Here is a 26,902-nt window from a genome sequence, read left to right as displayed (position 1 = left end):
GGGCCATGCGCGCGGTTGCCAGCCCGGGTGCGGGGCTTCCACAATCGCGCCTCGACTGGCGATGCCTCCGCGGCCAATGCCCCCAGGAATACCGAATGCCCCGACAGCCATCCGCCCAGAACCTTGTTGATCAGCCCCGCCTTTTTCCTGCATCGCGCCGTGGTTGGCTGACCTGGGCGGGCACCAGCGCGATGGCTTCGCTGCTGCCCGGTTGTGGTGGCAGCAGCACTGCGTCCCCCACCCTCACAACGACCATTGCCTGGGGTCGCAAGGAAATTCGCGAAGCCATGCAAAGCAGCAAGATGCGGGCGGCCTCCGTGGCACTGCTGCACAACGACCACATCGTCTGGCAAGAGGCCTTCGGGGCGCTGGATGCAAACGCCACCACGCCCGCCACGCCCGACACACGCTTTAACGTCGGATCCGTCAGCAAGGTGCTCGCGGCGCTGGCCATCATGGTGCTGGTAGACCGCAGGCTGGTGCAGTTGGATGCCCCGGTGGTGGGCTACCTGCCGCAGTTCGCGATGCTGTCGCCGGGCTACCGCGACATCACCGTCCGGCACCTGCTGAGCCATGCCTCGGGGTTGCCCGGCACCTACCTGCACAACATGTTTGCCTTTGCGCCGCTGCCGGGCTATGCCGCCGAGGTGGAGACAGCCATGGCCAATGTGCACCTCAAGCACGCCCCCGGCGCCATGGCGGTGTACTGCAACGACGGTTTCACGCTGATCGAGCGCATCGTGCTGGCCGTCACCGGGCAAACCTACCCGGCGTTTGTACAGTCCGCCCTGCTCAACCCGCTGGGCATGGCCCGATCAGGCTACACGCTGCAGCCGTTGCCACCGGGCAACTTTGCCCCCGGCAGCATCAACGACGCGCCGCAGGGCCAGGAGTTCGTGATGGGCTACGCCACGGGCGGGCTGTGCACCACACCCGGCGACATGATGAAGCTGGCCGCCATGCTCATCCAGGGCGGCGAGCACGATGGCCAGCGCATCGTGTCGAAAACCAGCGTGGCCGAGATGGGCAGGATTCAGAACCAGGGCATGCACCCCAGCCTCACCCCCGACTGGCAGTCGGGCCTGGGCTGGGACAGTGCGCGGCACCCGGGCCTGAATGCTGCGGGCGTGCTCGCGTGGCAAAAGAGCGGCGGCACCATGTTTTATTCCAGCGACTTCTGCGTGCTGCCCCAGGCGGGCATGGCGGTCATGATCACCGGCAACGCCGCCAGCTTCAAGCCGGGCCCGATTGCCGAGGGCATTGCGCTGCGCGCCTTGCAGGAGACGGGGCAACTGCGTGTGCTGCCGCCCCGGGTCTCGAGCGCCGCCCCCGCCATGGCCACCGCATCCTCCAGCGCGGTGGATGCCCTGCTCGGCATCTATGGCAACTATTCCGCGCCCATCAAAGCCGTCTCGCCCGACCGCCAACAGGTTGACCTGTGGTCGTGGAACCCAAAACTGCAGGACTGGAAAAACCTGAGCACCGGGCTTCGCCTGCGCAGCGATGGCTGGTGGTGGTCAGACGCCCAGCCTGGCACCCACTACCGCTGGGAGCAGTCCGAAGGCCGCCGCTACCTCCTTGCGCGCGAGGCCGCCACGGCGGGGCACTACTGGATCACCGTGCCCATCGGCCAACAAATGCCGCCCGCACCCGGCCCCCTTGCCGCCCCCTGGACTGCGCGGCTCGACAGCACCTGGCTGCTGACCAACGAAGCACCCACATCCATTCCGCTGGCCATTGGTGTGGGGGCCTCCAGACTTCGGGAGCTGCCCGAACTGCCCGGCTACCTGTTCTGGGACGAGAGCCAGTTCCTGCTGCCCTTGTCGGCGGACCGGGCCGGCATGACCGTGCAGGTGCCGCTCAACGCGGGCCGTGATCTGGTGGAACTGGTGGTGCAGACGCGCGACAAGGACGAATGGATGCACGCCGCTGGCTGGATCTACCGGCGCCAAGCCTGAAAACTGCGCTGTTCACCCCCCACCGCACTGTTCTTTTCAAGCGACAAATTCAGCCGATTGCGGCGCCTTCGGCTTGCCAAGCGCCGGGGGCATCGCCACAATTCGCGCTTCTTTCAGGCCGCGCCCGCCGCAACGGCAGCCCCTGAAAACACTGGAGGTCACCACCATGTTTGTTCCCTTGTTCGCTCCCGCCTGACCACAGTCCACCGCCCCGGCTGGATTGTGCATTCACAGCAATTCCAGCCACGGCAAGCGCGTTTCTGCACCTTTCATTGCAGCGCCCCACAAGCCCTGGCTCTATTGCCGGGGTTTTTTGTTTGTGGAGTGCACATGAGTGCCAAAAAACTGTCTCGGGCCTTCGCCCAGGGCGAGCTTAAGAAGCTGCGCCGCATGAAGGCGCCCCTGGTGTTGAAGCTCGAAGCCTCGGGCCCGCCCCGAAATCCTGTGGCCGTCGCACTGGCCCAACGCAGCCTGTCCAGTGCGGCAGGCAAGCACATACGAACCCGTGGGGCCCAGCGCCGCGCGGACAACGTCGCCCTGCGCAAGGCGATCCAGACATCCCGCTTCACCGAAAGCGACTGATACAAAACGATTGAAAACCATGGACCTTTCTACCCTTCAAGAAACCACGCCGCGCGAGCGGCACACACCGGGCGCTGCCCACCGGGAGCTGCTGGCCGAGCGGCAGCAGGCGCTGGCAAATGCCGCAGCACAGCTCAAGGCCGAGCTGTTTGGCATCGACGACGTGATCGACCGCGTGATCGATGCCATCCGCGCCTGGTACGTTTTGCCCCAGCTCATCACCCGCCCCGTCATCGTCTGCCTGTGGGGCCTCACGGGCACGGGCAAGACGCAGCTCACGCGGCGCCTGGCGCAACTGCTGGGCTTTTACGACCGTTTTGTCGAAGTGCAGATGGATGGCTTCAGCCACGGCGCGAGCTACCGTAGCTCGTCCATCTCGGGCATGCTGGGCGACTCCGGCATCCACGAGGGCGCACCGGGCATGCTGGTGCTGGACGAGTTCCAGCGCTTTCGCACGGTGAGCACCAAGGGCGAGGAGGTCAAGGTAGAGCGCTACCAGGATGTGTGGACGCTGCTGTCCGACGGGCGACTGCCGCCCGCTTTGAGTGCACTGACCAACATCGAGCGCAAGCTGGCCGACGCGCACTACGAAGCCGAGCGCGCCGACGACAACGAGGAGGAGCGCGCCGGCAAGAAACCCTACCGCTTTCAGCTCGACGCCTGGGACGCGCAGGAACTCAAGCGCATGCTCAAGCTGCAAGAGCCACTTGCCGAGATCATGCAGTGGCCTCCCGCACAGGTGCAGGCCCTGTTCACACGGTTCCAGCAGTCGCTTTCTTCCTGGGAGACCGACTACAGCAAGCTGCTGGTGTTCGTCTGCGGCAACCTCGACGAGATGTACCACGAGACCGCGCAGCGCGTGGAAGACTGCGACACCGATGCCGACATCTTCCACCGCCTCACGCGCAAGCTCTCCCTCATCGATGTGAAGAAGGCGCTCAGCGAACGCTTCAAGCCTGAGCAGATCGCGCGGCTGGGCAACGAGCATGTGATCTACCCATCGTTCAACAAGGCCACCTACGAGCAGCTCATCCGCAACCTGTGTGCGCGGTATTGCGACGACATTGCCGCCCAGTGCGGCGTGCGCTTTGCCATCGGGCAGGACGTGCGCGATGAGTTGTATGCCAACGCGGTGTTCCCGGCCCAGGGCACGCGGCCACTGTTCTCGTCGGTGCACGCCATCCTGAGCGCCAACCTGGTCAACGCCGCGCTGTGGGTGCTGGAGCAGCAGTTGCCCCTGGCGCAGGACTTTGGCATCACGCTGGCGGCCGACAAACGCCATCTGGTGGTTCAGGGCGCCGGCGCTAACGGAGCCGTGCAGCAAGCGCAGTTCGCGGTGACGCTGGAGCTCAACCGCCTCAAGCAGCGCGCCAATGCCGACTTCCGCGCCCTGCTGGCCGTGCACGAAGCAGGCCACGGGCTGGTCTACTGCCTGCTGTTCGGCCAAGCCCCGCAAGAGGTGAAGATCAACATCGCCTCGTTCGAGGGCGGCTACAACAGCTTTGCGGGCCTGAAGGTAACCACGCGCCAGAACGCGCTCGACATGATGTGCGTGGGCCTGGCGGGCCGCGTGGCCGAGGAGCTGGTGTTTGGTGAAATGGCCTGCACGACCGGCGCGGAGCAGGACTACAAGCAGGTCACGGCCGAGGCTGCGCGCTTCATCCGCCACCATGGATTTGGCACGCGACTGTCCCGCACCGACGTCACGGTGGAGCTGGACAACCACCTCAACACCGACGTGGAACCCAGCAACGCCGCCATCGAGGAACTGCTGCAGTCCCAATACCAGCGCGCCAGCGCCCTGCTGGGCCAGTACCGGGGTGCCCTCACCCGCCTGGTAGAGGCCCTGCTGGACCACGGCATGATCGCCCAGCCCGAGATGCAGGCGCTGATGGCCCAAAGTGGCGTGGCCATTGCGGTGGCAGCCCAGACGGGGCCTGACGAAGCTTTGATCCTGGAGCCCTTTGCGGCCCGGCTGGCGGCGTTTCGGCAACAAACCGGGGGCCAGGCTGCAACTGCACCAGACAGCGAAAGCCCTGCATGCTTATGATGCGCGACTTGGCGGCCCTGCTCAGCTGCCTTTCATTGCCAGTTTTTCCGTAGCTCCAAGGCCACCCACCGCTCTCCACTGCCATGTCCGCCGTTTTCAACTTCACCTTCGTCCCCTGGTTCCGCTCGGTGGCGCCTTACATCCACAAGTTCCGCAACCAAACGTTTGTGATCGGGCTCACGGGTGAGGCCATTGCGGCCGGCAAGCTGCACAGCATTGCGCAAGACCTGGCACTGATCCAGGCCATGGGCGTAAAGATTGTTCTGGTACACGGTTTTCGCCCACAGGTGAACGAACAGCTGGCCGCCAAGGGGCATGCAGCCAAGTATTCGCATGGCATCCGCATCACCGACTCGGTGGCGCTCGATTGCGCGCAGGAGGCTGCGGGCCAGTTGCGTTATGAAATCGAGGCCGCCTTCAGCCAGGGGCTGCCCAACACGCCCATGGCGGGTGCCACCGTGCGGGTGATCTCGGGCAACTTCCTGACCGCGCGGCCCGTGGGCATCGTGGATGGGGTGGATTTTCAGCACTCGGGCCTGGTGCGCAAGGTAGACGTTGCGGGCATCCAGCGCACGCTGGACATGGGTGCACTGGTGCTGCTGTCGCCGTTTGGCTTCTCGCCCACAGGCGAGGCTTTCAACCTGAGCATGGAAGAAGTGGCCACCAGCGTGGCCATTGAGCTGCGGGCCGACAAGCTGATCTTCTTGACCGAGGTGCAAGGCATCCGCATGTCGCCCACCGAGCCCGAGAGCGACGACAACCCCATCGACACCGAGCTGCCGCTGGCCGCCGCGCAAGCCTTGCTGGCGCAGCTACCACCCGCACAGCAGCCCACGGACACGGGCTTTTACCTGCAGCACTGCGTGAAGGCCTGCAAGGCTGGCGTGGAGCGCAGCCACATCCTGCCGTTTGCGGTGGATGGATCACTGTTGCTGGAGGTGTATGTGCACGATGGCATCGGCACCATGGTCATTGACGAAAAGCTGGAAGAGCTGCGCGAGGCCACGATTGACGACGTGGGCGGCATCCTTCAGCTCATCGAGCCGTTTGAGAAAGACGGCACGCTGGTCAAGCGCGACCGCACCGAGATCGAACGCGACATTGCCACCTACACCATCATCGAGCACGATGGAGTGATCTTTGGCTGCGCAGCGCTCTACCCCTACCCCGAGGCCAAGACGGCCGAGATGGCCGCCGTGACGGTGTCACCGCAAAGCCAGGGCACGGGCGATGGAGAAAAGCTGCTCAAGCGCATCGAGCAACGCGCGCGGCTGCAAGGGCTGGACAGTATCTTTGTGCTCACCACCCGCACCATGCACTGGTTCATCAAGCGCGGCTTCCAGCCTGTGGACCCGGACTGGCTGCCCGACGCACGCAAGCGCAAGTACAACTGGGACCGCAAGAGCCAGGTGCTGGTCAAGAAGCTCTGAGACCCTCGCGGGCCGTAGCCACGGCGCGCGCCACCTGTGCAATCGCCGCATCGCGCTGCTCCGGCCTGACGGTAGACCGCGTGAGATAACACGTCACCAGCACCGGGGCGCCTCCAGCCGGAGGCCACATCACCGCCACATCATTGGCCGTGCCGCTGTCACTGGCAGTGCCCGTCTTGTCCCCCACCTTCCAGCCCGGCACACCCGCGCGCAGGCGCTTGTCGCCCGTGCTCGTCTCTACCAGCCAGCGCTGCAGCCACGCGCGCGACGGGGGGGTGAGTACATCGCCCAGCACCAGTTTATGCAGGGTCTGCAGCATGGCCTGCGGCGTGGTCGTGTCGCGCGGGTCGCCCACCTTGGCTTCGTTCAACGTGGGCTCGGTGCGGTCTAGCCGTGTGATGCTGTCGCCCAGTGATCGCACAAAGGCCGTGAACCCCGCCGGACCGCCGTGGCGCGCCAGCAGCACGTTGGCGGCGGTGTTGTCGCTCAGGCTCACGGTGGCAGAACACAGCTCGCCGACCGTCAACCCGCCCCCATCGCCCGCACGGGGGCCGCTGACCGGTGAATACGCCACCACATCGCCTGCAGCGTAGTGCACGCGGGCATCCAGCCGCTCCTTGCCCTGGTCCACCAGCGCCAGCATCCAGCCCGCCAGCACCGCCTTGAAGGTGCTGGCCATTGCAAAGCGCTCGTCCTGCCGCCAGCCCAGCGCCAGGCCCGAGCCGGTGTCCAGCATGGCCACGCCCAAGCGGCCTTGGGCAGTGCGTTCGATGCTGGCGAGGGTCTCGTTCCATTCGCGGGTGGTCTTGTCGCGGTTCGCTGCGTTACTGGCGGCCGCACAACCCCAAAGAGGCATGGTGGTAGCGGCCATCAAGCCCAAGGAAAACTGTCGTCTTTGCATAAAAATTGGAGGTGAGTGAAGACAAGGCCTGAACGATAAAGAGCTTGAGCCCAAAGCACCATCGACAATAATTGCCGCCAGCCCCTAGAAAAACTTATGCATCTCCCGCTCAATGCCCTGCGCGCGTTCGAAGCCTCGGCGCGCCACCTCAACCTGACGCGGGCGGCCCAGGAGTTGCACGTCACGCAGACAGCGGTCAGCCAGCACATCCGCAAGCTCGAAGAGCGCCTGGGCAAGCCACTGTTTCGCCGCCTGCCGCGTGGCCTGGCGTTGACGGACGAAGGCCAGGCGCTCCTGCCGGTGGTGACGGAAGCGTTCTCCAACCTGGCGCGTGCCCTGGAAAAACTGGGCGACACCCGCCCGCGCGAGGTACTGACCGTGGGCGCCGTGGGCACCTTTGCCGTGGGCTGGCTGCTGCCCCGGCTGCGCGACTTTCAGCAGGCCTGCCCGTTTGTGGACCTGCGCCTGCTCACCCACAACAACCGGGTGGACATGGCGGGCGAAGGGCTGGACTATGCGATCCGCTTTGGTGACGGCGCCTGGCACGGCACCCACGCCGAACGCATCATGGACGCGCCCATGTCGGTGATGTGCACCCCGGCCCTGGCCCACGGCCTGCGCTCCGCCGCCGACCTGGCACGGCAACCGCTGCTGCGTAGCTACCGGGCAGATGAGTGGGCCGCCTGGTTCGAGGCCGCAGGTGCGCCCTGCCCCGTGGTGCGCGGCGCGGTGTTCGACTCGTCCCTCACGCTGGCCGAGGCGGCGGCACAAGGCGCCGGCATGGCGCTGCTGCCGGTGAAGATGTTTACACGCGAACTGCAGCAAGGGCGGCTGGTGCAGCCCTTTGCGCTGGAGTTGCATCGCGGTGCCTACTGGTTGACGCACTTGCAGTCGCGCAGCGAAACGGCGGCCATGCAGGCGTTCCGGCAATGGCTGCAGGCCCAGGCCAGCATCCCCCTTGCGGCGGACGCTGTGGCTGAGGCTTCAGTCCAGAAAATTAAATCAAACTAGGCCCTGGCGCTTATAGATGAAGCGCTCATAGCTATCAAATATATAGCAAACTCCAAAGCACGCGCCAGGAAGGGCTTCACATTCAAGACTGTGCAGCCGACCAGCCACCTCCCAGCGCCTTGTACAGCGTCACACCATTGGTCAGACGTGCCAGCCGGGTGGCGATGAGCGTCTGGCGCGCGCCGTACCACGAGCGCTGGGCGTCCAGCACATCGAGGTAACTGTCCACGCCCCGGTCAAACCGGGCCTGCGACATCTGCAGCACCTCGCCACTGGCTTGCACCAAGGCGTTCTGCGCCTGCAGCTGGTCACCCACGGCGCTGCGCTGGGCCAACGCATCGGCCACTTCGCGGAAGGCGGTCTGGATGGATTTTTCGTACTGCGCCACGGCAATGCTTTGTGCGGCGTTGGCGCTGTCGAAGTTCGCCTGGTTGGCCCCGCCATCAAAGATAGGCAGGCTGATCTGCGGCATGAAGCTCCAGGCGCCCGAGCCGGCCTTGAACAGGCTGGACAAATCTGCACTGCTGCTGCCCGCTGCGGCGGTGAGGCTGATGCGCGGATAAAACGCCGCCCGCGCCACGCCGATGTTGGCCGTGGCGGCCTTGAGCAGGTGTTCGGACTGCAGCAGATCGGGCCTGCGCAGCAGCAGGTCGGACGGCACACCGGCAGGCAGATCGGGCAAAGCATTCAACGTATCGCCCAACGCATCGGGCGCCAGAGCCTCGGGAACCGGCGTGCCCAGCAACAGGGCCAGGGCGTTGCGGTCTTGCGCCACCTGGCCGGTATAGCGGGCGACATCCACACGCGCGCTTTCCACGCTGGTTTGCAGCTGGCGCAGCGTGAGGGCCGAAGCGACGCCCAACGCATACCGTGTCTGGGTGAGCCGGTACGACTCGCTCTGGCTGCGCAGGGTTTCTTGTGCCAACGCCAGCCGTTCCAGGTCGGCGGCCAAGTTCAGATAGGCCGTGGTCACCTCGGCCACCAGGCTGATCTGCGTGGTGCGGCGGGCCTGCTCGGTGGCCAGAAACTGCTCCAGCGCCTGGTTGCTGAGGTTGCGCACACGGCCAAACAGGTCCAGCTCATACGCACTCACGCCCAGGTTGGCGCTGTACTGGTGGCTGGTGACGACGGTGCCCGTGCCGGACACGCTGGCTGGCGTGCGCGCTGCCGTGCCGCTGCCCGTGGCGTTCACAGTGGGCAGGGTTTGCGCGTCTTGCACGCGGTATTGCGCGCGGGCTTGCTCGATGTTGAGGACGGCCACGCGCAGGTCGCGATTGTTGGCCAGGGCCAGCTCGATCAGGCCGCGCAGCTTGGTGTCGGCAAAGAACGTGCGCCAGTCGATGTCGGCAGCAGAGCTGCTTTCAGGCGCCGCATCAGGATATGCCGCTGGCACAGGGGCGGCAGGCCGCTCGTAGGTGGGCGCTAGGTTGGCACAGCCCCCCAGCACCAAGGCAGCGGCCACCAGGGACAAAGTCAGGGAACGAGGCATCTCAATGGCCCTCCAGCAAAACAGGCGAAGTCATGGGTGCGGCACTGTCCGTGGCCCGCTTTTGGCGCCCGAACAGCTTTTGCACCACCACAAAAAACAGCGGCACGAAGAAGATGGCCAGCACCGTGCCGGACACCATGCCGCCCACCACGGCCGTGCCCAGCGCGTTTTGTGCGCCAGCGCCCGCACCCTTGCTCAGCATCAGGGGCAACACGCCCAGGATGAACGCGAGCGAGGTCATCAAGATAGGCCGCAGTCGCATGCGCGCCGCCGTGATGGCCGCCTCCACCAGCGGTACGCCTTTGGCGTAAAGCTCCTTCGCAAACTCGACGATCAGGATGGCGTTCTTGGACGCCAGCCCCACCGTGGTGAGCAGCCCCACCTGAAAATAGACGTCGTTCATCTTCCAGGTCAGCACGGCCGCAGCCAGCGTGCCCAGCACACCGAGCGGCACCACCAGCAGCACCGAGAACGGAATCGACCAGCTCTCATACAACGCCGCAAGGCACAGGAAAACCACCAGGATCGACACGGCATACAGCAGCATGGCCTGGCCGCCCGCCTCGCGCTCCTGGCGCGAGACTCCCGTCCACTCAAAGCCAATGCCTGCAGGCAACTCGGCCGCATGGCGCTCGACCAGGTCCAGCGCCTGGCCGCTGGACAAGGCGCCCGGCAAGGCCATGCCCAGGATTTCGACCGAAGGCACGCCGTTGTAGCGCTCCAGGCGGGGCGAGCCCGTGGTCCAGCGCGAGGTAGAGAACGCGCTGAACGGAACCATGGTGCCGCTGCTGTTGCGCACAAACCATTTGTTGATGTCTTCAGGCACCATGCGGTGCGGCGCGTCGGCCTGCAAGAACACCTTCTTCACCCGGCCCTTGTCCAGAAAGTCGTTGACGTAGCTGCTGCCCCATGCCACCGAGAAGGTGTTGTTGATGTCGGCCATCGACAAGCCGAGCGAACCCGCCTGGTGCTCGTCAATCTCCAGCCGGAACTCGGGCGCGTCTTCCATGCCGTTGGGGCGCACCGCCACCAGGCCGGGTTCTTTCATCAGCGCGCCCAGCAACTGGTTGCGCGCGGCCATGAGGGCATCGTGGCCCAGGTTGGCGCGGTCTTGCAGCATCAAATCAAACCCGCTGGCGTTGCCCAGCTCGGACACCGCAGGCGGCGCAAACGCAAACACCGAGGCATTGCTGATCTGCGACAGCGCGCCCATCGCCTTGTTGGCCACGGCCTGGGCCTTGAGACCCGGGGCCGTGCGATCCCCCCAGGGCTTGAGCTTGACGAACGCAAAGCCGGTGTTCTGCCCGCTGCCCGCAAAGCTGAAGCCCGCCACGGTGAAGATGGCGTCCACCGCGTCCTTTTGCTCTTCCAGAAAGTGGTGCTGCACCTGGTCCAGCACCTTCACGGTGTTGCTCTGCGTGGCGCCGGGCGGCAACTGCACGATGGCAAACAGCGTGCCCTGGTCTTCATCAGGCAAGAAGCCCGCAGGGATCTTGGTGAACACAAAGCCCACGGCCACCACCACGATGGCGTAGCCCACCATCCAGCGCCCGCTGCGCTTCAGCATGCGCTGCACCACGCTCTGGTAGCCACGGTTGCTGCGGTCAAACGCGCGGTTGAAGGCGCCAAAGAAGCCCTTGGTCGCCAGGGCGTGGCCCTTGGGCACCGGCTTGAGCAGCGTGGCGCACAGCGCGGGCGTGAGGACCATGGCCACCAGCACCGACAGCGTCATGGCCGACACGATGGTGACGGTGAACTGGCGGTAGATGACGCCGGTGGAGCCCCCAAAGAACGCCATGGGTACAAACACCGCCGCCAGCACCAGGGCCACGCCCACCAGCGCGCCAGTGATCTGACCCATGGATTTGCGCGTGGCCTCCAGCGGCGACAAACCCTCTTCGCTCATCACCCGCTCCACGTTTTCGACCACCACAATGGCGTCGTCCACCAGCAGGCCAATGGCCAGCACCATGGCCAGCATGGTCAGCGTGTTGAGCGAGTACCCAAACGCCGCCAGCACACCAAACGTGCCCAGCAGCACCACCGGCACCGCAATGGTGGGGATGAGCGTGGCGCGGAAGTTCTGCAAAAACAGGTACATCACCACAAACACCAGCACCACGGCCTCGATCAATGTCTTGACCACTTCTTCGATGGAGATGCGCACGAAAGGCGTGGTGTCATACGGCTTGATGACCTTCATGCCCTGGGGGAAGAACTTGCTGAGTTCGGCCAGCTTGGCATCGACGGCCTTGACGGTGTTAAGCGCATTGGCGCCCGTGGCCAGCTTGATGGCCAGACCCGCAGCGGGTTTGCCATTAAAGCGCGCCACGGTGTCATAACTCTCACCCCCCAGCTCGATGCGCGCCACATCGCTCAGGCGCACGGCAGCGCCGTTGGCCTGGGTGCGCAGCAAGATGCCGGCGAACTCTTCGGCCGTCTTCATGCGCGTCTGTGCGGTGATGGTGGCGTTGAGCTGCTGGCTGGCGGTGGACGGCAGCCCGCCCAGTTGCCCGGCGGAGACCTGCGCGTTTTGCGCCTGGATGGCGTTTTTTACATCCAGCGGAGTGAGGTTGAAGCTGTTGAGCTTGCTGGGGTCGAGCCAGATGCGCATGGCGTATTGCGAGCCAAACAGCATGGTGTCGCCCACGCCCTCCACGCGGCTGATGGGGTCTTGCACGTTGGCCGCCACGTAGTCAGACAGGTCCGAGCCATTGAGCTTGCCGTCTTCCGACACAAAGGCCAGCACGTTCAAAAAGTTGTTGGCCGACTTGGTCACGCGCACGCCCTGCTGCTGCACCTCTTGCGGCAAGAGCGGCGTGGCCAGGGCCAGCTTGTTTTGCACCTGCACCTGGGCGGTGTCGGGGTCGGTGCCGTTTTCAAAGGTCAGCGTGATGGTCACGCTGCCCGAAGATTCGCTGGTGGAGGCGATGTAGGACAGCTTGTCCAGCCCCTTCATCTTCTGCTCGATGACTTGGGTGACGGTGTCTTCCAACGTTTTGGACGACGCACCCGGATAGCTGGCCGAGATGGCGATGGCGGGCGGCGCAATGCTGGGGTATTGGGCGATGGGCAGCGTCAGCACTGCCATCACGCCGGCCAGCATCGTGATGATGGCGAGCACCCACGCGAAGATGGGGCGGTCGATGAAAAAACGGGCCATGGGAATGTCTCGCTGGGTGCTCAGTGGGAAGATGTGGCAACGGCGGCGGCGGCGACGGCCGGGCCCGAAGGCTTGGCCTCGCTCGCGGCTGCTGTCTTGCGCACGGCAGGTGACTTGGATGCATCCGCAGCAGCAGGAGCAGGAGCAAAGGGCTGTGCCTGCACTGGCTGGCCGGGGCGCGCCTTCTGCTGGCCTTCCACCACCACCACGTCACCGGGCTTGAGGCCTTCGCTCACCAGCCACTGGTCGCCCACGGCGCGGTCGGTGGTCAGGGTGCGCTGCTGCAGCTTGCCCTCGCCGTCCACCACAAAGGCGTACGGCTTGCCGGTGGTGTCACGGCCCACGGCGGGCTGGGGCACCAGCAGGGCCTGCTCCAGCACGCCCTCTTCCAGCACGGCCCTGGCATACATGCCGGGCAGCAGTTCGGCGCGGGGGTTGGGAAACTCGGCGCGCAGGGTGACGGCGCCCGTGGTCTGGTCCACCGTCACGTCAGAGAACTGCAGCTTGCCGGGCTGCGCGTACACCGTACCGTCCTCCAGCACCAGCCGCACCTGCGCCGCGCCGCCCTTGACGGTGCCCGCGCTGACGGCCCGCTTGAGCGCCAGCAGCGTACTGGTGGACTGCGTCACGTCCACATAGATGGGATCGAGTTGCTGCACCGTTGCCAGAGCGTTGGCCTGGTTGGCCGTGACCAGCGCGCCCGGCGTGACGCTGGAGCGGCCAATACGGCCCGCGATGGGTGAAGTGACGCGGGTGTAGTCCAGGTTGATGCGCTGGGTCTGGAGCGCGGCCTTGGCGGAACTGACCTCGGCCTCGGCCTGCTGCAGCGCCGCAGCAGCGTCGTCCGCGTCCTGCTGGCTCACGGCCTTGATGGCGGCCAGCTCCTTGAACCGGCCGGCCTTGAGCCGCACGGTGACCAGGTTGGCCTCGGCCTTGGCCAGCGTGGCCTGGGCGCTGTCCACGCTGGCGCGGTAGATGGCGGGGTCGATCTGGTAGAGCAAATCACCCGCCTTCACGTCACTGCCCTCTTTGAAGCGGCGCTGCAGCACCAGCCCAGTGATCTGTGGGCGCACCTCGGCAATCAGTGCGGGGGCCACGCGGCCGGGCAGCTCGGTGGTCAATGCCAGCCGCTGGGGCTGCACGGTGACCACGCTGACCTGGGGAGTGCCCTGCGCTCCGGTGACCGGAGGCTGGGGCGCCTCGCCACAGGCAGCCAGGGCTAGTGCGGAGACAACGGCCAATACGGCCCCACGTCGGGAAGAAACAATTGGCAGACGCATGACAACACTCCTGGGCCGGGGTGCTGCACATGCCCCCTGGCGAGATTGGGAAAGGAAAGACTTGGTTGATAAATGTACCGAACGGTTCGGTATTGATGATTATCAAATTGACACTTTCCCTTTGTCAAGCAAAAATGGACTCAAAGGTACACTTAAGGAGACTCTGTGAAAGTTCGTACAGAAGCACGCCGCGAGGCCATCCTGGAAGTTGCTTCGCAGGTTTTTGTGGAATTCGGGTTCAAGCGCGCGTCCATGATCGAAATCGTGCGCCGCCTGGGAGGCTCCAAATCCACCATCTACGGCTACTACCCCTCCAAGGAGGCGCTTTTTCAGGCCGTGACGCGTGCGGCTGGCGAAAAACAGATCCAGACGGCTTTTGATGAACTAGCCTCACCGGATGCGATTGACCGCATCGACGCAGTTCTCTCGAAGTTTGGGCAGGAGCTGGCGCAGTTCTTGTGCCGTCCGGACCTGATGGCGACCCATCGCATGGTGCTGGCCGAAGCGGGACACTCGAATGTGGGCGAGCTCTTTTATGAGGCAGGCCCCAAACAAGGGGTCTCTGACCTGGGGGCATTTTTGGGCCGCGCCATGGAAAAAGGCCGCATGCGCAAAGAAGATCCCACCGTGGCGGCCCTGCAGTTTTTTGCCTTGCTGGAAGCAGAAATCCAGTTGCGCTGGTACTACAGAGACCCGCCGCCCCTTTCTGACACGCAGATCACGGGCATCGCGCAACGGGCTGTCGCCACGTTTTCGCGGGCTTACGAATTGCAGCCCGCCCCCCCATCCGGCACAAGCAGCCCATCACCATCCACCGCGCCGAGCGGCACTGCCCCAAACGCCGAATCGCAGCCTGCGCTTGGCTGATGCAGCCAGTCGGCTCAAAGATCGAGCTGGGCGGGGTCCAGAAACTCCTGCCCGTAGCGCAAATGGACGCCTTCGCGCACAAACACCTCGAACAGGTCCGGGTCGATGTGCCCGTTGTCGCGCATCCTGCACATGATGGCAATCGCCTCTGACAAGGACATACCACTCTTGTAGGGCCGATCAGCCGCTGTCAGCGCCTCGAAGATGTCGGCAATGCCCATCATGCGGGCCTGCAGCGACATCTGGTCACGAGTAAGGCCGCGGGGGTAGCCCTTGCCGTCCATGCGTTCGTGGTGGCCGCCCGCATACTCCGGCACGTTCTTGAGGTGTCGTGGCCAGGGCAGCGTCTCCAGCATCTTGATGGTGGCAACGATGTGGTAATTGATGGTGTCGCGCTCGGCCTGGTTCAGGGTGCCGGATCGGATGGTAAGGTTCTCCACCTCCTCGGCCGTAAGGAAGCTTGTCTGCACCCCCTGTGGGTTGCGCCAGTGCCGCATGGCGGCGATGTCACGCACGCGCTGCTGGTCCTCGGGGCGCATGGCCTCGGTGCCGGTATTGCAGCGGCGCAGAAACTCGCGGTCTTCTTCCAGTGTGTGGATTTCGTGCAGCAGGGCTTGCAGCTCCTGCCCCTCGGCACGCGCATCCACCACCGGGCGCAGCGCCAGCTGGCGGCGCAGTGCGGCCAGCTCGGCATCGCGCTTCAAGACTTCAAACCGCGTGTCCACCAGCCCAATGCGGTCGTACAGGGTCTGCAGCTTGGTGGCCTTGTCCACCACGTGCACGGGCGTGGTGATCTTGCCGCAGTCGTGCAGCAGGCCGGCCATCTTGAGTTCGTAGCGGTCCCGGTCACTCATGCGAAAGCCCGCCAGTGGCCCCTGATTGGTGGCATTCACCGCCTCGGCCAGCATCATGGTAAGGGCGGGCACCCGCTGGCAATGGCCACCGGTGTAGGGCGACTTTTCGTCAATGGCCAGGTTGATCAGGTTCACGAACGACTCGAACAGGCGCTCCAGCTGCGTGATGAGCAAGCGGTTGGTGAGGGCAATGGCAGCCTGCGAGGCCAGCGACTCGGCCAGGCCCTGGTCGGCCTCGGAGAATGTGGTGACCTCGCCGGTCTCCCAGTGCCGCGCGTTGATGAGCTGCAGCACGCCGATCAGTTCATGGTCGTGGTTCTTCATCGGCACGGTCAGAAACGACTGCGAGCGGTACCCCGTGCGCGCATCGAAACTGCGGGTGCCTGAAAAATCAAAGCCCTCGGCGCTGTACGCATCGGCAATGTTCACCGTGCGGTCGTGGATGGCGGCATACGCGGCCACCAGCGAATCGTTGGGGCTGCCATCTGCGTTGCGCAGCGGCAGGTGCGGAAAATCAATGGGCTTGCCCGTGGTGCCACCGAGGCGAATGTCCAGCGAGTCGGTGCGCAGTATCTCGAACTTGAGCGACTTCCCGTCCTCCGTCACGCTGTAGAGCGTTCCGCCGTCCGCGCCCGTGATGGCCTTGGCAGCCTCCAGAATGTTCTCCAGCAGGCGGTCGATGTTGCGCTCGCGGGAGAGCGCAGCCCCAATACCGTTGAGCTGCTCCAGGCGGCGAAACAGGTTGAGGGAGGGTTCCTGGGCCATAAAACACCTTGGGCGCATGTTGGAGACGCCTGCATCGTAACGAAAAGTGACCGCTATCATCACCCCTTCTTTTCCGCTCTCTCCCCCATTTCGTGGACTCGGTCACACCCCGCTTTCTCACTGTTGCGCTTTACCAGTTTGTCGATCTGCCCGACTGCGCCACACTGCGCGCGCCCCTGCAGACCCTGTGCGACGAGCGCGGCGTGCGCGGCATGCTGCTGCTGGCGCCCGAGGGCATCAACGGCACCATTGCGGGCGCACCCGCCGATGTGCTGGCGGTGCTCACCTGGCTGCGCAGCGATGCCCGCTTTGCGAACCTGCAGCACAAAGAAGCCCCCACCGACCGCCAACCGTTCTACCGCATGCGCGTGCGTCTCAAGCGCGAGATCGTGACCCTGGGCGTGCCCGGCCTGAACCCGGCTCGCAATGCGGGCACCTATGTGAAGCCCGAGAAATGGAACGCACTCATCGACGACCCCAGCGTGGTGGTGGTGGACACGCGCAACGACTACGAAGTTGGTATCGGCACGTTTGAACGCGCCATCAACCCCCACACCAAGAGCTTTGCCGAGTTCCCGGCCTGGGTGGCGCAGCAGTCGCAGCCCGGCGGCGTGCTGGCGGGTAACCCGCGCGTGGCCATGTTCTGCACGGGCGGCATACGGTGCGAGAAATCCACCGCCTACCTCAAATCGCAGGGCTTTGACGAGGTGTACCACTTGGAAGGCGGCATCCTCAAATACCTGGAAACCGTGCCCGAAGAAGACAGCCTGTGGCATGGCGACTGCTTCGTGTTTGACGAACGTGTGTCGGTGGGCCACGGCCTGGCTCCGGGGCACCACCAACTGTGCCGCTCTTGCCGCATGCCCCTGGGCGAGGTCGAGCTGCAGTCGCCGCATTACGTGCGCGGCGTGAGCTGCCCGTATTGCCACGGCACGCGCACACCCGAGCAGGAACGCGCGCTGGCAGAGCGGCAACGCCAGATGGACCTGGCGGATCAGCGCGGGCAAGCGCATATCGGCGCGCGGCAACCGGGCAACCGAGCGCGATTCAGCTCCAGCGACGAAAAAAATGATCGCGAGGACGACTCCGCGTGAGCGCTGCCCTGCCCGTCCTCTATTCCTTTCGTCGCTGCCCCTACGCCATGCGCGCCCGGCTGGCGCTGGCTGTCAGTGGCCAGGCCTGCGAACTGCGCGAGGTGGTGTTGCGCAACAAGCCACAGGGCCTGCTGCACGCCTCCCCCAAGGGCACTGTGCCCGTGCTGGTGCTGCCGACTGGCCAGGTGCTGGAGCAGAGCCTGGAGATCATGCTGTGGGCGCTGGCGCAGCACGACCCCGAGGGCTGGCTCATCCCCAGCCACGGCAATCTGCAGGCCATGCTGGCGCTGATTGCCGAATGCGATGGCCCGTTCAAGCAGGCGCTGGACCGGTGCAAATATCCCAGCCGCTACCCCGATGCCGACACGAATGCAGAACGCGCCCGCGCCGTGGCCTGGCTGGGGGGGCTGGAGGCGCGTCTCTGGCCGGACCAGCCCTATCTGTTCGGCACCCATGCGGCCCTGGCCGATATGGCGATTGCGCCTTTTGTACGGCAGTTTGCAGGCATTGATGCCGATTGGTGGGCTGCACAGCCCTGGCCCCGCCTGCAAGCCTGGCTGGCGCAGTGGCAGGCCAGCGATCTTTTGGCCAGCGTGATGCACAAGCTACCCGCATGGGTGGATGGGACAGAGGGCGTGCTGTTTGCGCGTCCGGCAAAGAGGCTCGCGCCTGGGGCCGACACCGCACTGCCAGACTCCGAAGGACGCTGACATGGTGGGGTCTGTTCTCGTCGGCATGCTGTGTGCTCACCTGCTGTGCTTCGCGGTGATGTTTTTGCTCATCAGCAAGCGCTTGCAGGGCAAGAAGATGGGCATGGATTTTTTTGCCATGGGCAACTTGCTGCTAGGGCTTGCCTATGTACTGCAGTTGGTGGAAGGCGGCCCGGCCTGGAGCATGATGAGCGTGGTTAACCACACCCTCACCCTGGCGGCCCCGATCACCTATGGCCTCGGGGTCATGCGGTTCTTTGGATTTCCCGCGCCGCTGTGGCGGCCGCTGGCGGCATTTGTACTCGCCTACTCCACCGCACAGGCACTGATTCAGTGGAGCTTGGGGCCGGTCGCCCGCTACGCCATGCTGTCCGGGATGTCTGCGCTGCTGTTCCTGGTCATGACGCTCGCGGCACTCTATGGTGTTCGCACATTCGCCAAGCACCTGTACCGCGAAATGGCATTTTTCGCGCTCCTGATCAGTGGCATCTGCATTCTGAACGCAATCAAGTTCATAAGGCTACTCCAGGGCGGACTGGAAGTGCTGCACATGGACAGCAGCTTTCAGATGGTGTTCTACATCTATATGTCGTCCCTGGCGACGGTGGTGCCACCCTTCATGATTTGGCTGGTGTTCCGGCGCCTGACCGATGATCTGAGCCAGATGGCGGCGCGCGATCCCATGACGCAACTGCTCAATCGCCGGGGGCTTTCAGAAGCGCTGGAGCAACACTTCAACCTCCACAACGTCGCGCCCGCTTACTTGCTGCTGCTGGACGTGGACCACTTCAAACGTATCAACGACACCTACGGACACCAGGCTGGCGACACCGTGCTGCGCCATGTTGCAGATGTGCTGCGCACCACCGTGCGCCGAGGCGACCTGACGGGCCGCATAGGAGGAGAAGAGTTTGTGGCTGTCTGCCTCGACAGTGATGATGTCGGCGTCGTGCAGTTGGCAGAACGACTGCGCGCAGCGGTCGAAGAACAGGCCATTCACGTGAGCGGCCACGACAAACCGCTGCACTGCACCGTCACCATTGGTGTGTCACCCCGGTTCGCCAACGGCCACGCCTTGGAGAAGGCCCTGCGGGCTGCCGATGTCGCGCTTTACCAGGGCAAGGCAGCTGGGCGCAACCGGATCGAGAAGGCCCATGCATTCGCTGATATCGCACCATTGCCAGGCGCTGGCGCCTCTGCGACCACCTGATCGAATGCTCCCGAAACCTGGATTCTCAGCGTGAAGACCTGTCATGCCAACGCAAAAAAAAATGGCGCTCACAAGGAGCGCCTTTTTTCTGATGCAAGTTACGGGCTACGACAAGCGAGCCGACCCCGGCGCATCAAGCCATCGAGTAACCGGAACCCCGACGATTGCCGCTGGTGAACCCGCGCACCAACAGCGCCAGCAGCACCACCGCAAACCCCACAAAACACACAAACGACCAGTTGGCTATCGAGCCGCCCAGGAAGGTCCAGTCAATCGCAGCGCAGTCACCGGAGCCCCGGAAGATCATGGGGATGGCGCGGCTGATGGGATAGTTTTCGATCATGCCGTAGAAGTCGCGGCCGCAGGTGGCGACTTCGGGTGGGTACCACTGCAGCCAGCTCTGGCGGGCCGCCACGAAGGCGCCGAAGCCGGATGCGATCAGGGCCAGCGCGCCCCAGCCCATCCACCAGCCTTTTGAGCCCCTAGCGCTTGCCAGACCTGTGAAGATTGCTACACCAATGAGAGCATAGCGCTGCACGATGCACATGGGGCATGGCTCCAGGCCCACCACATGCTGCAGGTACATGCCAAACGCCAGCATGGCCACGCAGGCCACACTGATCAACGCCAGCACGCGGCGCGGGGCCTGATCGATCCAGTTCAACACCATCATTCTTATCCCTCATCCAACAGTAACCGCCCAGGGCATTGCCTCTGAAACCGTCACAGCCCAAACGCGCGGACGGCCAGCAAGGGCCGTCCCACAGCAAAGGCCGTCGTCCCCCTCAGGGGAAGACGCGAAGCGGCTCAGGGGGAGTCAAATCCCAGCAGCGTGATCCAAGAACACTCGGGCGCGGCGTGGTGTGACCACCAGCGTTTCGCCCTCTTTGAAACCCATTTCCTTGAATTGCTGCGCAGGGATCTGCGCTTCAATCAAGGATTCTGGGGACGCATTGTCCGCTGGTTTGTGGTCGTCGGAGGGAATAAGTTCCAGCCTTGCAATCGGGCCCACCACAATGGCGCGGCTGAGCTGGGCCACGATGCCGCGCGGGCGGCCTTCGGCGTCGAGCCCTGCACCGGGCGAATAGCGCTCCACATCTAGGTCGTGCGGGCGCACGTAGGCAAAGGCCTTGGCGTTCTGCGCCTGGCTGTGCTCGGGCGAGTCGATCTGCATGCCGTCCAGGTGCACCAGGCCTTCATGGGCGCGACCGTGGAACAGGTTCACATCACCCAAAAAGCCATACACAAACGGACTGGCTGGCTGGTCCCATACCTGCTGGGGCGAGCCGCTTTGCTCAATGCGGCCCTGGTTGATCACCACCACGCGGTCGGCCACTTCCAGCGCTTCTTCCTGGTCATGGGTCACGAAGATCGAGGTGACATGCAGTTCGTCGTGCAGGCGGCGCAGCCAGCGGCGCAGTTCCTTGCGCACCTTGGCGTCCAGGGCGCCGAAGGGTTCGTCGAGCAGCAGCACCTTGGGCTCCACCGCCAGGGCACGGGCCAGGGCGATGCGCTGGCGCTGGCCACCGGACAGCTGCGAGGGGTAGCGCTCGGCCAGCCAGTCGAGCTGCACGAGCTTGAGCAGGTCAGTCACCTTTTGCTTGATCTGCGCCTCGCTCGGTCGCTCTTTGCGGGGCTTCACGCGCAGGCCGAAGGCCACGTTCTCGAACACCGTCATGTGGCGGAACAGTGCGTAGTGCTGGAACACAAAGCCCACGTTGCGCTCGCGCACGTGCACATCGGTGGTGTCTTCGCCGCTGAAATGGATGGTGCCCACATCGGCCGTCTCCAGGCCCGCGATGATGCGCAGCAGCGTGGTCTTGCCGCAGCCCGAGGGGCCCAGCAGCGCGATGAGTTCGCCCGACGCGATATCGAGGCTCACATCGCGCAGCGCCTGGAAGTCGCCGAATTGCTTGCTGACGTTACGGATTTCAATGCTCATGGTCTTCTTCCTTCAGCGGGCGGTTGGCAAAGGCGCGGGCCGCTCGGGGGGCAATTCGGCAGCCGCCTTCAGCGCCTGCTCGTTGCGGTGCTCTGCAATGGTCTTGATCACCAGGGTGACGAGCGCCAGCAGCGCCAGCAGCGAGGCCGCCGCAAACGCAGCCACCGACTGGTATTCGTTGTAGAGAATCTCGACGTGCAGCGGGATGGTGTTGGTCTGCCCACGGATGTGGCCCGACACCACGGATACCGCGCCAAACTCGCCCATGGCCCGCGCATTGCACAGGATCACGCCGTACAGCAGGCCCCACTTGATGTTGGGCAGCGTCACGTACCAGAAGGTCTGCCAGCCGGTGGCGCCCAGCACGATGGCGGCCTGCTCCTCGTCGTTGCCCTGCGCCTGCATCAGCGGGATCAGCTCACGCGCGATGAACGGGAAGGTCACAAATACGGTGGCCAGCACGATGCCCGGCACGGCAAAGATGATCTTGATGTCGTGTGCCTGCAGCCAGGGGCCAAACCAGCCCTGTGCGCCGAACATCAGCACATAGATCAGGCCCGCCACCACGGGCGACACCGAGAACGGCAGGTCCACCAACGTGGTCAAGAACGCCTTGCCCTTGAACTCGTACTTGGCAATACACCAGGCCGCTGCCACGCCAAACACCAGGTTCAGCGGCACCGCAATCAGCGCGGTGATGAGTGTGAGCTTGATGGCTGACCAGGCGTCGGGTTCACGCAGGCCGTCGAGGTACGCGCCAAAGCCTTTGCGCAGCGCCTCGGCGAACACGGCGGCCAGCGGCAACACCAGGAACAGCAGCATGAAGGCGAGCGCGACAGCAATCAGGGTGTAGCGCACCCACGGCGATTCGGTCGTGCCCGCTTGGGCGCGGCGTATGGTTCGGGAGTTGTTGCCGCTCATGCTGGAGCCCCCGCATGGCGACGCTGCCATGCCTGTAGTGCGTTGATGACCAAGAGCAGGATGAACGAGATCACGAGCATCACCACGGCCACGGCCGTGGCGCCTGCGTAGTCGTACTGCTCCAGCTTGCCGATGATGATCAGCGGCGTGATCTCCGACACCATGGGCATGTTGCCCGCGATGAAGATGACCGAACCGTACTCCCCCACCGCCCGCGCAAATGCCATGGCAAAGCCAGTGAGCAGTGCAGGGGTGATGGAGGGCAGGATGACCTTGGTGAAGGTTTGCAGGCGCGTGGCACCCAGGCAGGTGGCGGCTTCTTCCAGCTCTTTTTCAGCGTCTTCCAGCACGGGCTGCACGGTGCGCACCACAAACGGCAGGCCGATGAAAATCAGCGCAATCACGATACCCGCAGGCTTGAACGCGAGCTGGATACCCATGGGCTCCAGAATGCTGCCCACCCAACCATTGCCTGCCAACAGTGCGGTCAGCGAGATGCCGGCCACAGCGGTGGGCAGCGCAAACGGCAGGTCCACCAGCGCATCGACGATCTTCTTGCCCGGGAACTTGTAGCGCACCAGCACCCACGCGATCAGCAGGCCGAACACCAGGTTGACCAGCGCCGCCAGGAACGAGGCTCCGAAGGTAAGGCGGTATGAAGCCATCACGCGCGGCGCGCTGATGGCAGCCCAGAATTGCTCCCAGGTCAGTGTGAAGGTCTTGAAGATCAGTGCCGACAACGGGATCAGCACGATGATGCTCAGATAGAAAAGCGTGTAGCCCAGGGTCAGCCCAAAGCCGGGCAGCACGCGTTTGGGCGCGCGCCGTCCGGCCGGGGCTGCGGCCACTGCAGTCGCGGTGGTCATAAGTGAGGAGGTAGAAACGAAACGCGCTGGCTTACTTGGCGCCGGGCGTGTAGAGCTTGTCGAACTGGCCGCCATCATTGAAGTGCACCTTCTGCGCTTCGGTCAGCGAGCCGAAATACTTGGCCACCGTGAACTGCTTGAGCGGCTTGAACGTGTCGGCGTATTTCTTGAGCACGGTTTCCGAGCGGGGACGAATCGCATGCTTGGCCGCGATCTCCTGCGCTTCGTCAGAGTACAGGTAGTCCAGGTAGGCCTTGGCCAGCTGGGCGGTGCCTTTCTTGGCCACGGTGCGCTCCACCACGGCCACGGGGTTCTCGGCCACCACGCTCACCGACGGGTAGATCGCATCGACCTTGCCGGCGCCGAATTCGCGGTCGATGGAGACCACCTCGGATTCGAACGTGATCAGCACATCGCCCTGGTTGCGTTGCAGGAAGGTGGCCGTGGCGTCACGTCCACCCTTGGCCAGGATGGGCACATTCTTGTAGAGCTTGCCCACAAACTCGGCGGCCTGCGCCTCGGTGCCACCCTTTTCACGCACGGCGCCCCAGGCAGCCAGATAGGCATAACGGCCGTTGCCGCCGGTCTTGGGGTTCACCACGATCACCTGCACGCCGGGCTTGATGAGGTCTTCCCAGTCCTTGATGCCTTTGGGGTTGCCGTTGCGCACCAGGAACAGCATGGTCGAGGTGGTGGGCGATGCATCGTGCGGAAACTTCTTGGCCCAGTCCTTGGCCACCACGCCGCTGTCGGCCAGGAACTGCACGTCGGTGGTGGTGTTCATGGTCACCACGTCGGCGGCCAGGCCGTCGTTCACGGCACGCGCCTGGGCGCTGGAGCCGGCGTGCGACTGGTCGATCTTCACGTCCTGGCCAGTGGTCTTCTTGTAGTGCGCGGCAAAGGCGGCGTTGTAGTCCTTGTAGAACTCGCGGGCCACGTCATACGACACGTTCAACAGGGAATTCTGTGCGGCAGCCATGCCGCTGGCGGCCAGGGCCAGGGAGGCAAGAAGGGTCTTGAGTTTCAAAGAAGTCATGGAGGTGTCGCCCAAAAAATACTGGAGATGGCGCATTGTGCGGAGGCGCCCTTAAAACTCAAAAGAATATATTCTTGTTAATTAATCGTATATTGGCATATGGATTTTTCATCGACCGCCGCAGGTCGATTGCATGCCTGCCCGGGTAGCCACCCCGTACGCGGCGCTTCAAGCCAAATAAGCCGCTAGCGCTTTAATATCAAGCGCCAATAGCTATTAAAATTATAGCAATCAGGCCGCTGCAGACGTTACGTGTGTTGGGGCGGCAGGCTGCTGCGGCACGGCGTGGTCGCCTTCCAGCGATTGCAGCAATGCCCAGCCCAGGGGCCATTCGCCATGGCCGGAGTCGATATTGATATGCCCGGCGTTCTGCATGCGCACAAACTCGCTGCCCCAGGCCCGCGCATAGGCGCCCGCCAGGCGGATGGGACAAAACGGGTCGTTGCTGCTGGCCACCACGAAGCTGCGATAGGGCAGCGCGGCATAGGGCACGGGCGCAAAGTCGCTCAGGATGGCGCGGCGCTCCGGGTCTGCCGGGGCCACCAGCAGCGCGCCACACACGCGGGCCGCTGCCTCGGGGCCCATATGAGAGGTAGCGATGCAGCCCAGGCTGTGCGCCACGATCACCACGGGGTTCGGCGCGGCCAACACGGTCTTTTCCAGTTGCCCCACCCAGGCCGTCCGGGTGGGCGTGATCCAGTCGTCCTGCACCACGCGGCGCGCATTGGGCAGGCGCTCGGCCCACAGGCTTTGCCAGTGTCCGGGGCCAGAGTCGCGCCAGCCGGGGACAATGATGATGGAGATGGTAGAGGTCACAGCACTTGCATTCTGCGAGCCGCACCTTAAAACCCAAACGACTTAATTCTTGTTATTTAATCGCCAAAACATCTAAAAAAAGCCTCAGCTCCTGCCCAGACAAACAAGCATTGACTATCGAGTAGATAAATTAAACCAAACGGTTTAATTTACAACCAGTCAGTACAATGTAACTAAATGCAAACAATTTGCTGTGGTCTGCCCCTCCAACGGGGACGCCTGGCGGTTTGTATGGGCAACGTCGCCCCAAGACATCTTCAAGAGGCACCTTCAATGCACACATGGAAAATCAGCCAGCGCCTGATGGCGGGCTTCGGCCTGGTCATCGTGGCTTTGCTCGGCATGTCGGTCTACAGCGTGCTCATTGCACGGGGCATCGATGGCGCATTGACCGCCAATGCCACGCAAAACGCTGTCATTCAGCGCGCTGCCATCAACTTCCGGGGTTCGGCCCACGACCGCTCCATCGCGGTGCGGGATGTGGTGCTGGCGCCCAACGACGAGGCGCGCAAAAAAGAGATTGAATCCATCGCGCGGCTGGCCGACTTTTATGCCCAGTCCGCCACGCAACTCGACAACGTGCTGAAAACCGTAAAAGAGGTCCCACCCGAAGTGGGCCCCATGGTGCAAGCGCTCAAGGACATCGAAGCACGCACGGTGGCCACCACCAGCAAGGTGGTTGCACTGATGCAGGCTGGCGACCGCGCGGGCGCCGAAGCCCTGCTCTGGGCCGAGGCCAAACCGCAGTACGAGCAATGGCTGGCCGCAGCCAACAAGCTCATCGACTACGAGGAAGGCCGCATCATCAAGAACAGCCAGACGGCCAACCAGGACGCCAGCCAGTTCACCGGCGTGATGCTGACCATCACCCTGCTGGCCGTGCTGATCAGCGTGGCGGTGACAGTGCTGGTATCGCGCAGCATTGGCCGCGAGCTGGGGGCAGAGCCGAGCGAAGTGCGCGCCGTGGTGCAGGCCATCCAGCAAGGCAACCTGACGGCGCACGTGCAGGTCAAGGCGGGCGACACCGGCAGCGTGATGGTGGCCGTGCGCGACATGCAACAGCGCTTTCATGAACTGGTCTCGGCCGTGCGCGACAACATTGCGCAGTTGCGCACCACCAGCGACGACATCAGCAGTGGCAACCAGAACCTGGGCCACCGCACCGAACAAGCCGCCAGCAGCCTGGAGCAAACCGCCGCCAGCATGGAAGAGCTGACCGCCACCGTGCGCCAGAGCGCCGACTCGGCCCGCCAGGCCAACCAACTGGCCACCACCGCCGCCAGCACCGCCACCAAGGGCGGCGAGGTGATGCAGCAGGTGGTGAGCACCATGCAGGACATCCACCACAGCAGCCAGAAGATCGCCGACATCATCGGCGTGATCGACGGCATTGCGTTCCAGACCAACATCCTGGCGCTGAACGCTGCCGTGGAAGCAGCGCGCGCGGGTGAACAGGGGCGCGGCTTTGCGGTGGTGGCCACCGAGGTGCGCAGCCTGGCGCAGCGCAGCGCCGAGGCCGCCAAGGAGATCAAGGCGCTGATCCAGTCCAGCGTCGAAAAAGTGGACTCGGGCACCCAGCTTGTGGCCAATGCCGGTGACACCATGAACGAGATCGTGCAAGGCGTGCAGCGCGTGAACGGCATCATCGGCGAGATCAGCACCGCCGCTGCCGAGCAGAGCGACGGCATCTCGCAGGTCAACGTGGCCGTGACCCAGCTGGACCAGATGACGCAGCAAAACGGCGCGCTGGTGGGTGAAAGCACCGCTGCCGCAGAGAACCTGCGCCAGCAGGCCCAGCGCCTGGCAGAGCTGGTGGCCGTGTTCCAGGTCAGCGGCAGCGCTGCAGCAGGCATGGGCACGCCCGCCACAGCGAGTCACCGGGGCAATGCCCTGCCCACCACCAGCGTGCGACGCCTCGCTCACTGAGACCGCAGTGCGAACGGTAGGCCCGCAAGCT

General features: G+C 64.2%; 22 protein-coding genes. 10 read left to right on the top strand and 12 right to left on the bottom strand.

What is annotated here, in order from left to right; genetic code table 11:
* Nucleotides 1-95 precede the first annotated feature (95 nt).
* Nucleotides 96-1,958 (top strand): serine hydrolase domain-containing protein, encoded by a 1,863-nt coding sequence (locus ACODS0_RS21070; RefSeq protein WP_488836962.1) that lies wholly within the window; start codon nt 96-98, stop codon nt 1,956-1,958.
* Nucleotides 1,959-1,994: 36 nt separating this feature from the next.
* Here ACODS0_RS21070 and ACODS0_RS21065 read toward each other — a convergent pair whose 3' ends face one another.
* Complete coding sequence (locus tag ACODS0_RS21065) at nt 1,995-2,126, bottom strand: hypothetical protein (RefSeq protein ID WP_488836960.1); 132 nt, start codon at nt 2,124-2,126, stop codon at nt 1,995-1,997.
* Between the two features lie 162 nt (nt 2,127-2,288).
* On the opposite strand from ACODS0_RS21065, the gene ACODS0_RS21060 reads away from it, so the two are divergent.
* The 3 genes from ACODS0_RS21060 (at nt 2,289) to argA (ending at nt 6,020) form a co-directional block, all read left to right on the top strand.
* Complete coding sequence (locus ACODS0_RS21060; protein ID WP_055397472.1) at nt 2,289-2,540, top strand: hypothetical protein; 252 nt, start codon at nt 2,289-2,291, stop codon at nt 2,538-2,540.
* 19 nt (nt 2,541-2,559) lie between these two features.
* Nucleotides 2,560-4,590, top strand: a complete 2,031-nt coding sequence (locus ACODS0_RS21055; protein ID WP_488836958.1) for an AAA family ATPase — start codon at nt 2,560-2,562, stop codon at nt 4,588-4,590.
* An 83-nt stretch (nt 4,591-4,673) separates the two neighbouring features.
* Nucleotides 4,674-6,020, top strand: a complete 1,347-nt coding sequence (argA, locus tag ACODS0_RS21050) for an amino-acid N-acetyltransferase (RefSeq protein WP_142145573.1) — start codon at nt 4,674-4,676, stop codon at nt 6,018-6,020.
* On the opposite strand, the gene blaACA is transcribed toward argA, so the two are convergent.
* Nucleotides 6,007-6,921: an ACA family class A beta-lactamase gene (blaACA, locus tag ACODS0_RS21045; RefSeq protein WP_488836956.1), complete on the bottom strand. Its 915-nt coding sequence runs from the start codon at nt 6,919-6,921 to the stop codon at nt 6,007-6,009. The two genes, argA and blaACA, sit on opposite strands and share 14 nt — an antisense overlap.
* 96 nt (nt 6,922-7,017) lie before the next feature.
* Between blaACA and ACODS0_RS21040 the strand changes: the two genes are divergently transcribed.
* Nucleotides 7,018-7,932, top strand: coding sequence for a LysR family transcriptional regulator (locus tag ACODS0_RS21040; protein WP_488836954.1), 915 nt, complete (start codon nt 7,018-7,020; stop codon nt 7,930-7,932).
* A gap of 82 nt (nt 7,933-8,014) precedes the next feature.
* On the opposite strand, the gene adeC is transcribed toward ACODS0_RS21040, so the two are convergent.
* Genes adeC through ACODS0_RS21025 form a run of 3 tightly spaced genes read right to left on the bottom strand, consistent with a single transcriptional unit; the run spans nt 8,015 to nt 13,864 of the window.
* On the bottom strand, nt 8,015-9,421 hold the full coding sequence (adeC, locus tag ACODS0_RS21035; protein WP_488836952.1) for an AdeC/AdeK/OprM family multidrug efflux complex outer membrane factor: 1,407 nt from the start codon (nt 9,419-9,421) through the stop codon (nt 8,015-8,017).
* 1 nt (nt 9,422) lies between these two features.
* The gene (locus ACODS0_RS21030; protein ID WP_488836950.1) at nt 9,423-12,584 is read right to left on the bottom strand and encodes an efflux RND transporter permease subunit; all 3,162 of its coding nucleotides are present in this window, start codon (nt 12,582-12,584) and stop codon (nt 9,423-9,425) included.
* Between the two features lie 20 nt (nt 12,585-12,604).
* A complete protein-coding gene (locus tag ACODS0_RS21025; RefSeq protein ID WP_488836948.1) occupies nt 12,605-13,864 on the bottom strand; it encodes an efflux RND transporter periplasmic adaptor subunit in 1,260 nt (419 codons plus the stop codon).
* Nucleotides 13,865-14,029: 165 nt separating this feature from the next.
* On the opposite strand from ACODS0_RS21025, the gene ACODS0_RS21020 reads away from it, so the two are divergent.
* The gene (locus ACODS0_RS21020) at nt 14,030-14,731 is read left to right on the top strand and encodes a TetR/AcrR family transcriptional regulator (protein WP_488836946.1); all 702 of its coding nucleotides are present in this window, start codon (nt 14,030-14,032) and stop codon (nt 14,729-14,731) included.
* A 14-nt stretch (nt 14,732-14,745) separates the two neighbouring features.
* Here the strand turns inward: ACODS0_RS21020 and ACODS0_RS21015 are convergent, their stop codons facing one another.
* Complete coding sequence (locus tag ACODS0_RS21015) at nt 14,746-16,350, bottom strand: HD domain-containing phosphohydrolase (RefSeq protein WP_488836945.1); 1,605 nt, start codon at nt 16,348-16,350, stop codon at nt 14,746-14,748.
* A gap of 92 nt (nt 16,351-16,442) precedes the next feature.
* Here ACODS0_RS21015 and trhO point away from each other — a divergent pair, with 92 nt between their 5' ends.
* Genes trhO through ACODS0_RS21000 form a run of 3 tightly spaced genes read left to right on the top strand, consistent with a single transcriptional unit; the run spans nt 16,443 to nt 19,364 of the window.
* Nucleotides 16,443-17,444, top strand: a complete 1,002-nt coding sequence (gene trhO / locus ACODS0_RS21010; protein ID WP_055397492.1) for an oxygen-dependent tRNA uridine(34) hydroxylase TrhO — start codon at nt 16,443-16,445, stop codon at nt 17,442-17,444.
* 47 nt (nt 17,445-17,491) lie between these two features.
* Complete coding sequence (locus tag ACODS0_RS21005; RefSeq protein ID WP_255577646.1) at nt 17,492-18,154, top strand: glutathione S-transferase; 663 nt, start codon at nt 17,492-17,494, stop codon at nt 18,152-18,154.
* Nucleotide 18,155: 1 nt separating this feature from the next.
* Nucleotides 18,156-19,364 (top strand): GGDEF domain-containing protein, encoded by a 1,209-nt coding sequence (locus ACODS0_RS21000; protein ID WP_218299680.1) that lies wholly within the window; start codon nt 18,156-18,158, stop codon nt 19,362-19,364.
* A gap of 133 nt (nt 19,365-19,497) precedes the next feature.
* On the opposite strand, the gene ACODS0_RS20995 is transcribed toward ACODS0_RS21000, so the two are convergent.
* The 6 genes from ACODS0_RS20995 to ACODS0_RS20970 all read right to left on the bottom strand — a co-directional run bounded on the left by ACODS0_RS20995 (nt 19,498) and on the right by ACODS0_RS20970 (nt 24,945).
* Nucleotides 19,498-20,034, bottom strand: coding sequence for a disulfide bond formation protein B (locus ACODS0_RS20995; RefSeq protein ID WP_199731376.1), 537 nt, complete (start codon nt 20,032-20,034; stop codon nt 19,498-19,500).
* Between the two features lie 147 nt (nt 20,035-20,181).
* Nucleotides 20,182-21,306 (bottom strand): sulfate/molybdate ABC transporter ATP-binding protein, encoded by a 1,125-nt coding sequence (locus ACODS0_RS20990; protein ID WP_055397497.1) that lies wholly within the window; start codon nt 21,304-21,306, stop codon nt 20,182-20,184.
* Nucleotides 21,307-21,318: 12 nt separating this feature from the next.
* Nucleotides 21,319-22,227, bottom strand: a complete 909-nt coding sequence (gene cysW / locus ACODS0_RS20985) for a sulfate ABC transporter permease subunit CysW (RefSeq protein ID WP_431153087.1) — start codon at nt 22,225-22,227, stop codon at nt 21,319-21,321.
* A complete protein-coding gene (cysT, locus tag ACODS0_RS20980) occupies nt 22,224-23,093 on the bottom strand; it encodes a sulfate ABC transporter permease subunit CysT (protein ID WP_056168448.1) in 870 nt (289 codons plus the stop codon). The genes cysW and cysT overlap by 4 nt, the downstream gene beginning before the upstream one ends.
* A gap of 31 nt (nt 23,094-23,124) precedes the next feature.
* Nucleotides 23,125-24,129 (bottom strand): sulfate ABC transporter substrate-binding protein, encoded by a 1,005-nt coding sequence (locus tag ACODS0_RS20975; RefSeq protein ID WP_029413810.1) that lies wholly within the window; start codon nt 24,127-24,129, stop codon nt 23,125-23,127.
* A gap of 231 nt (nt 24,130-24,360) precedes the next feature.
* On the bottom strand, nt 24,361-24,945 hold the full coding sequence (locus ACODS0_RS20970; RefSeq protein WP_488836940.1) for an RBBP9/YdeN family alpha/beta hydrolase: 585 nt from the start codon (nt 24,943-24,945) through the stop codon (nt 24,361-24,363).
* A gap of 273 nt (nt 24,946-25,218) precedes the next feature.
* Between ACODS0_RS20970 and ACODS0_RS20965 the strand changes: the two genes are divergently transcribed.
* Nucleotides 25,219-26,871 (top strand): methyl-accepting chemotaxis protein, encoded by a 1,653-nt coding sequence (locus ACODS0_RS20965; RefSeq protein WP_488836938.1) that lies wholly within the window; start codon nt 25,219-25,221, stop codon nt 26,869-26,871.
* The last annotated feature ends 31 nt before the right edge of the window (nt 26,872-26,902 follow it).

Source organism: Acidovorax sp. FG60 (assembly GCF_057808995.1).
Note: the sequence above shows the minus strand (reverse complement) of the source record. Positions and strands in the feature narration are given on the sequence as shown.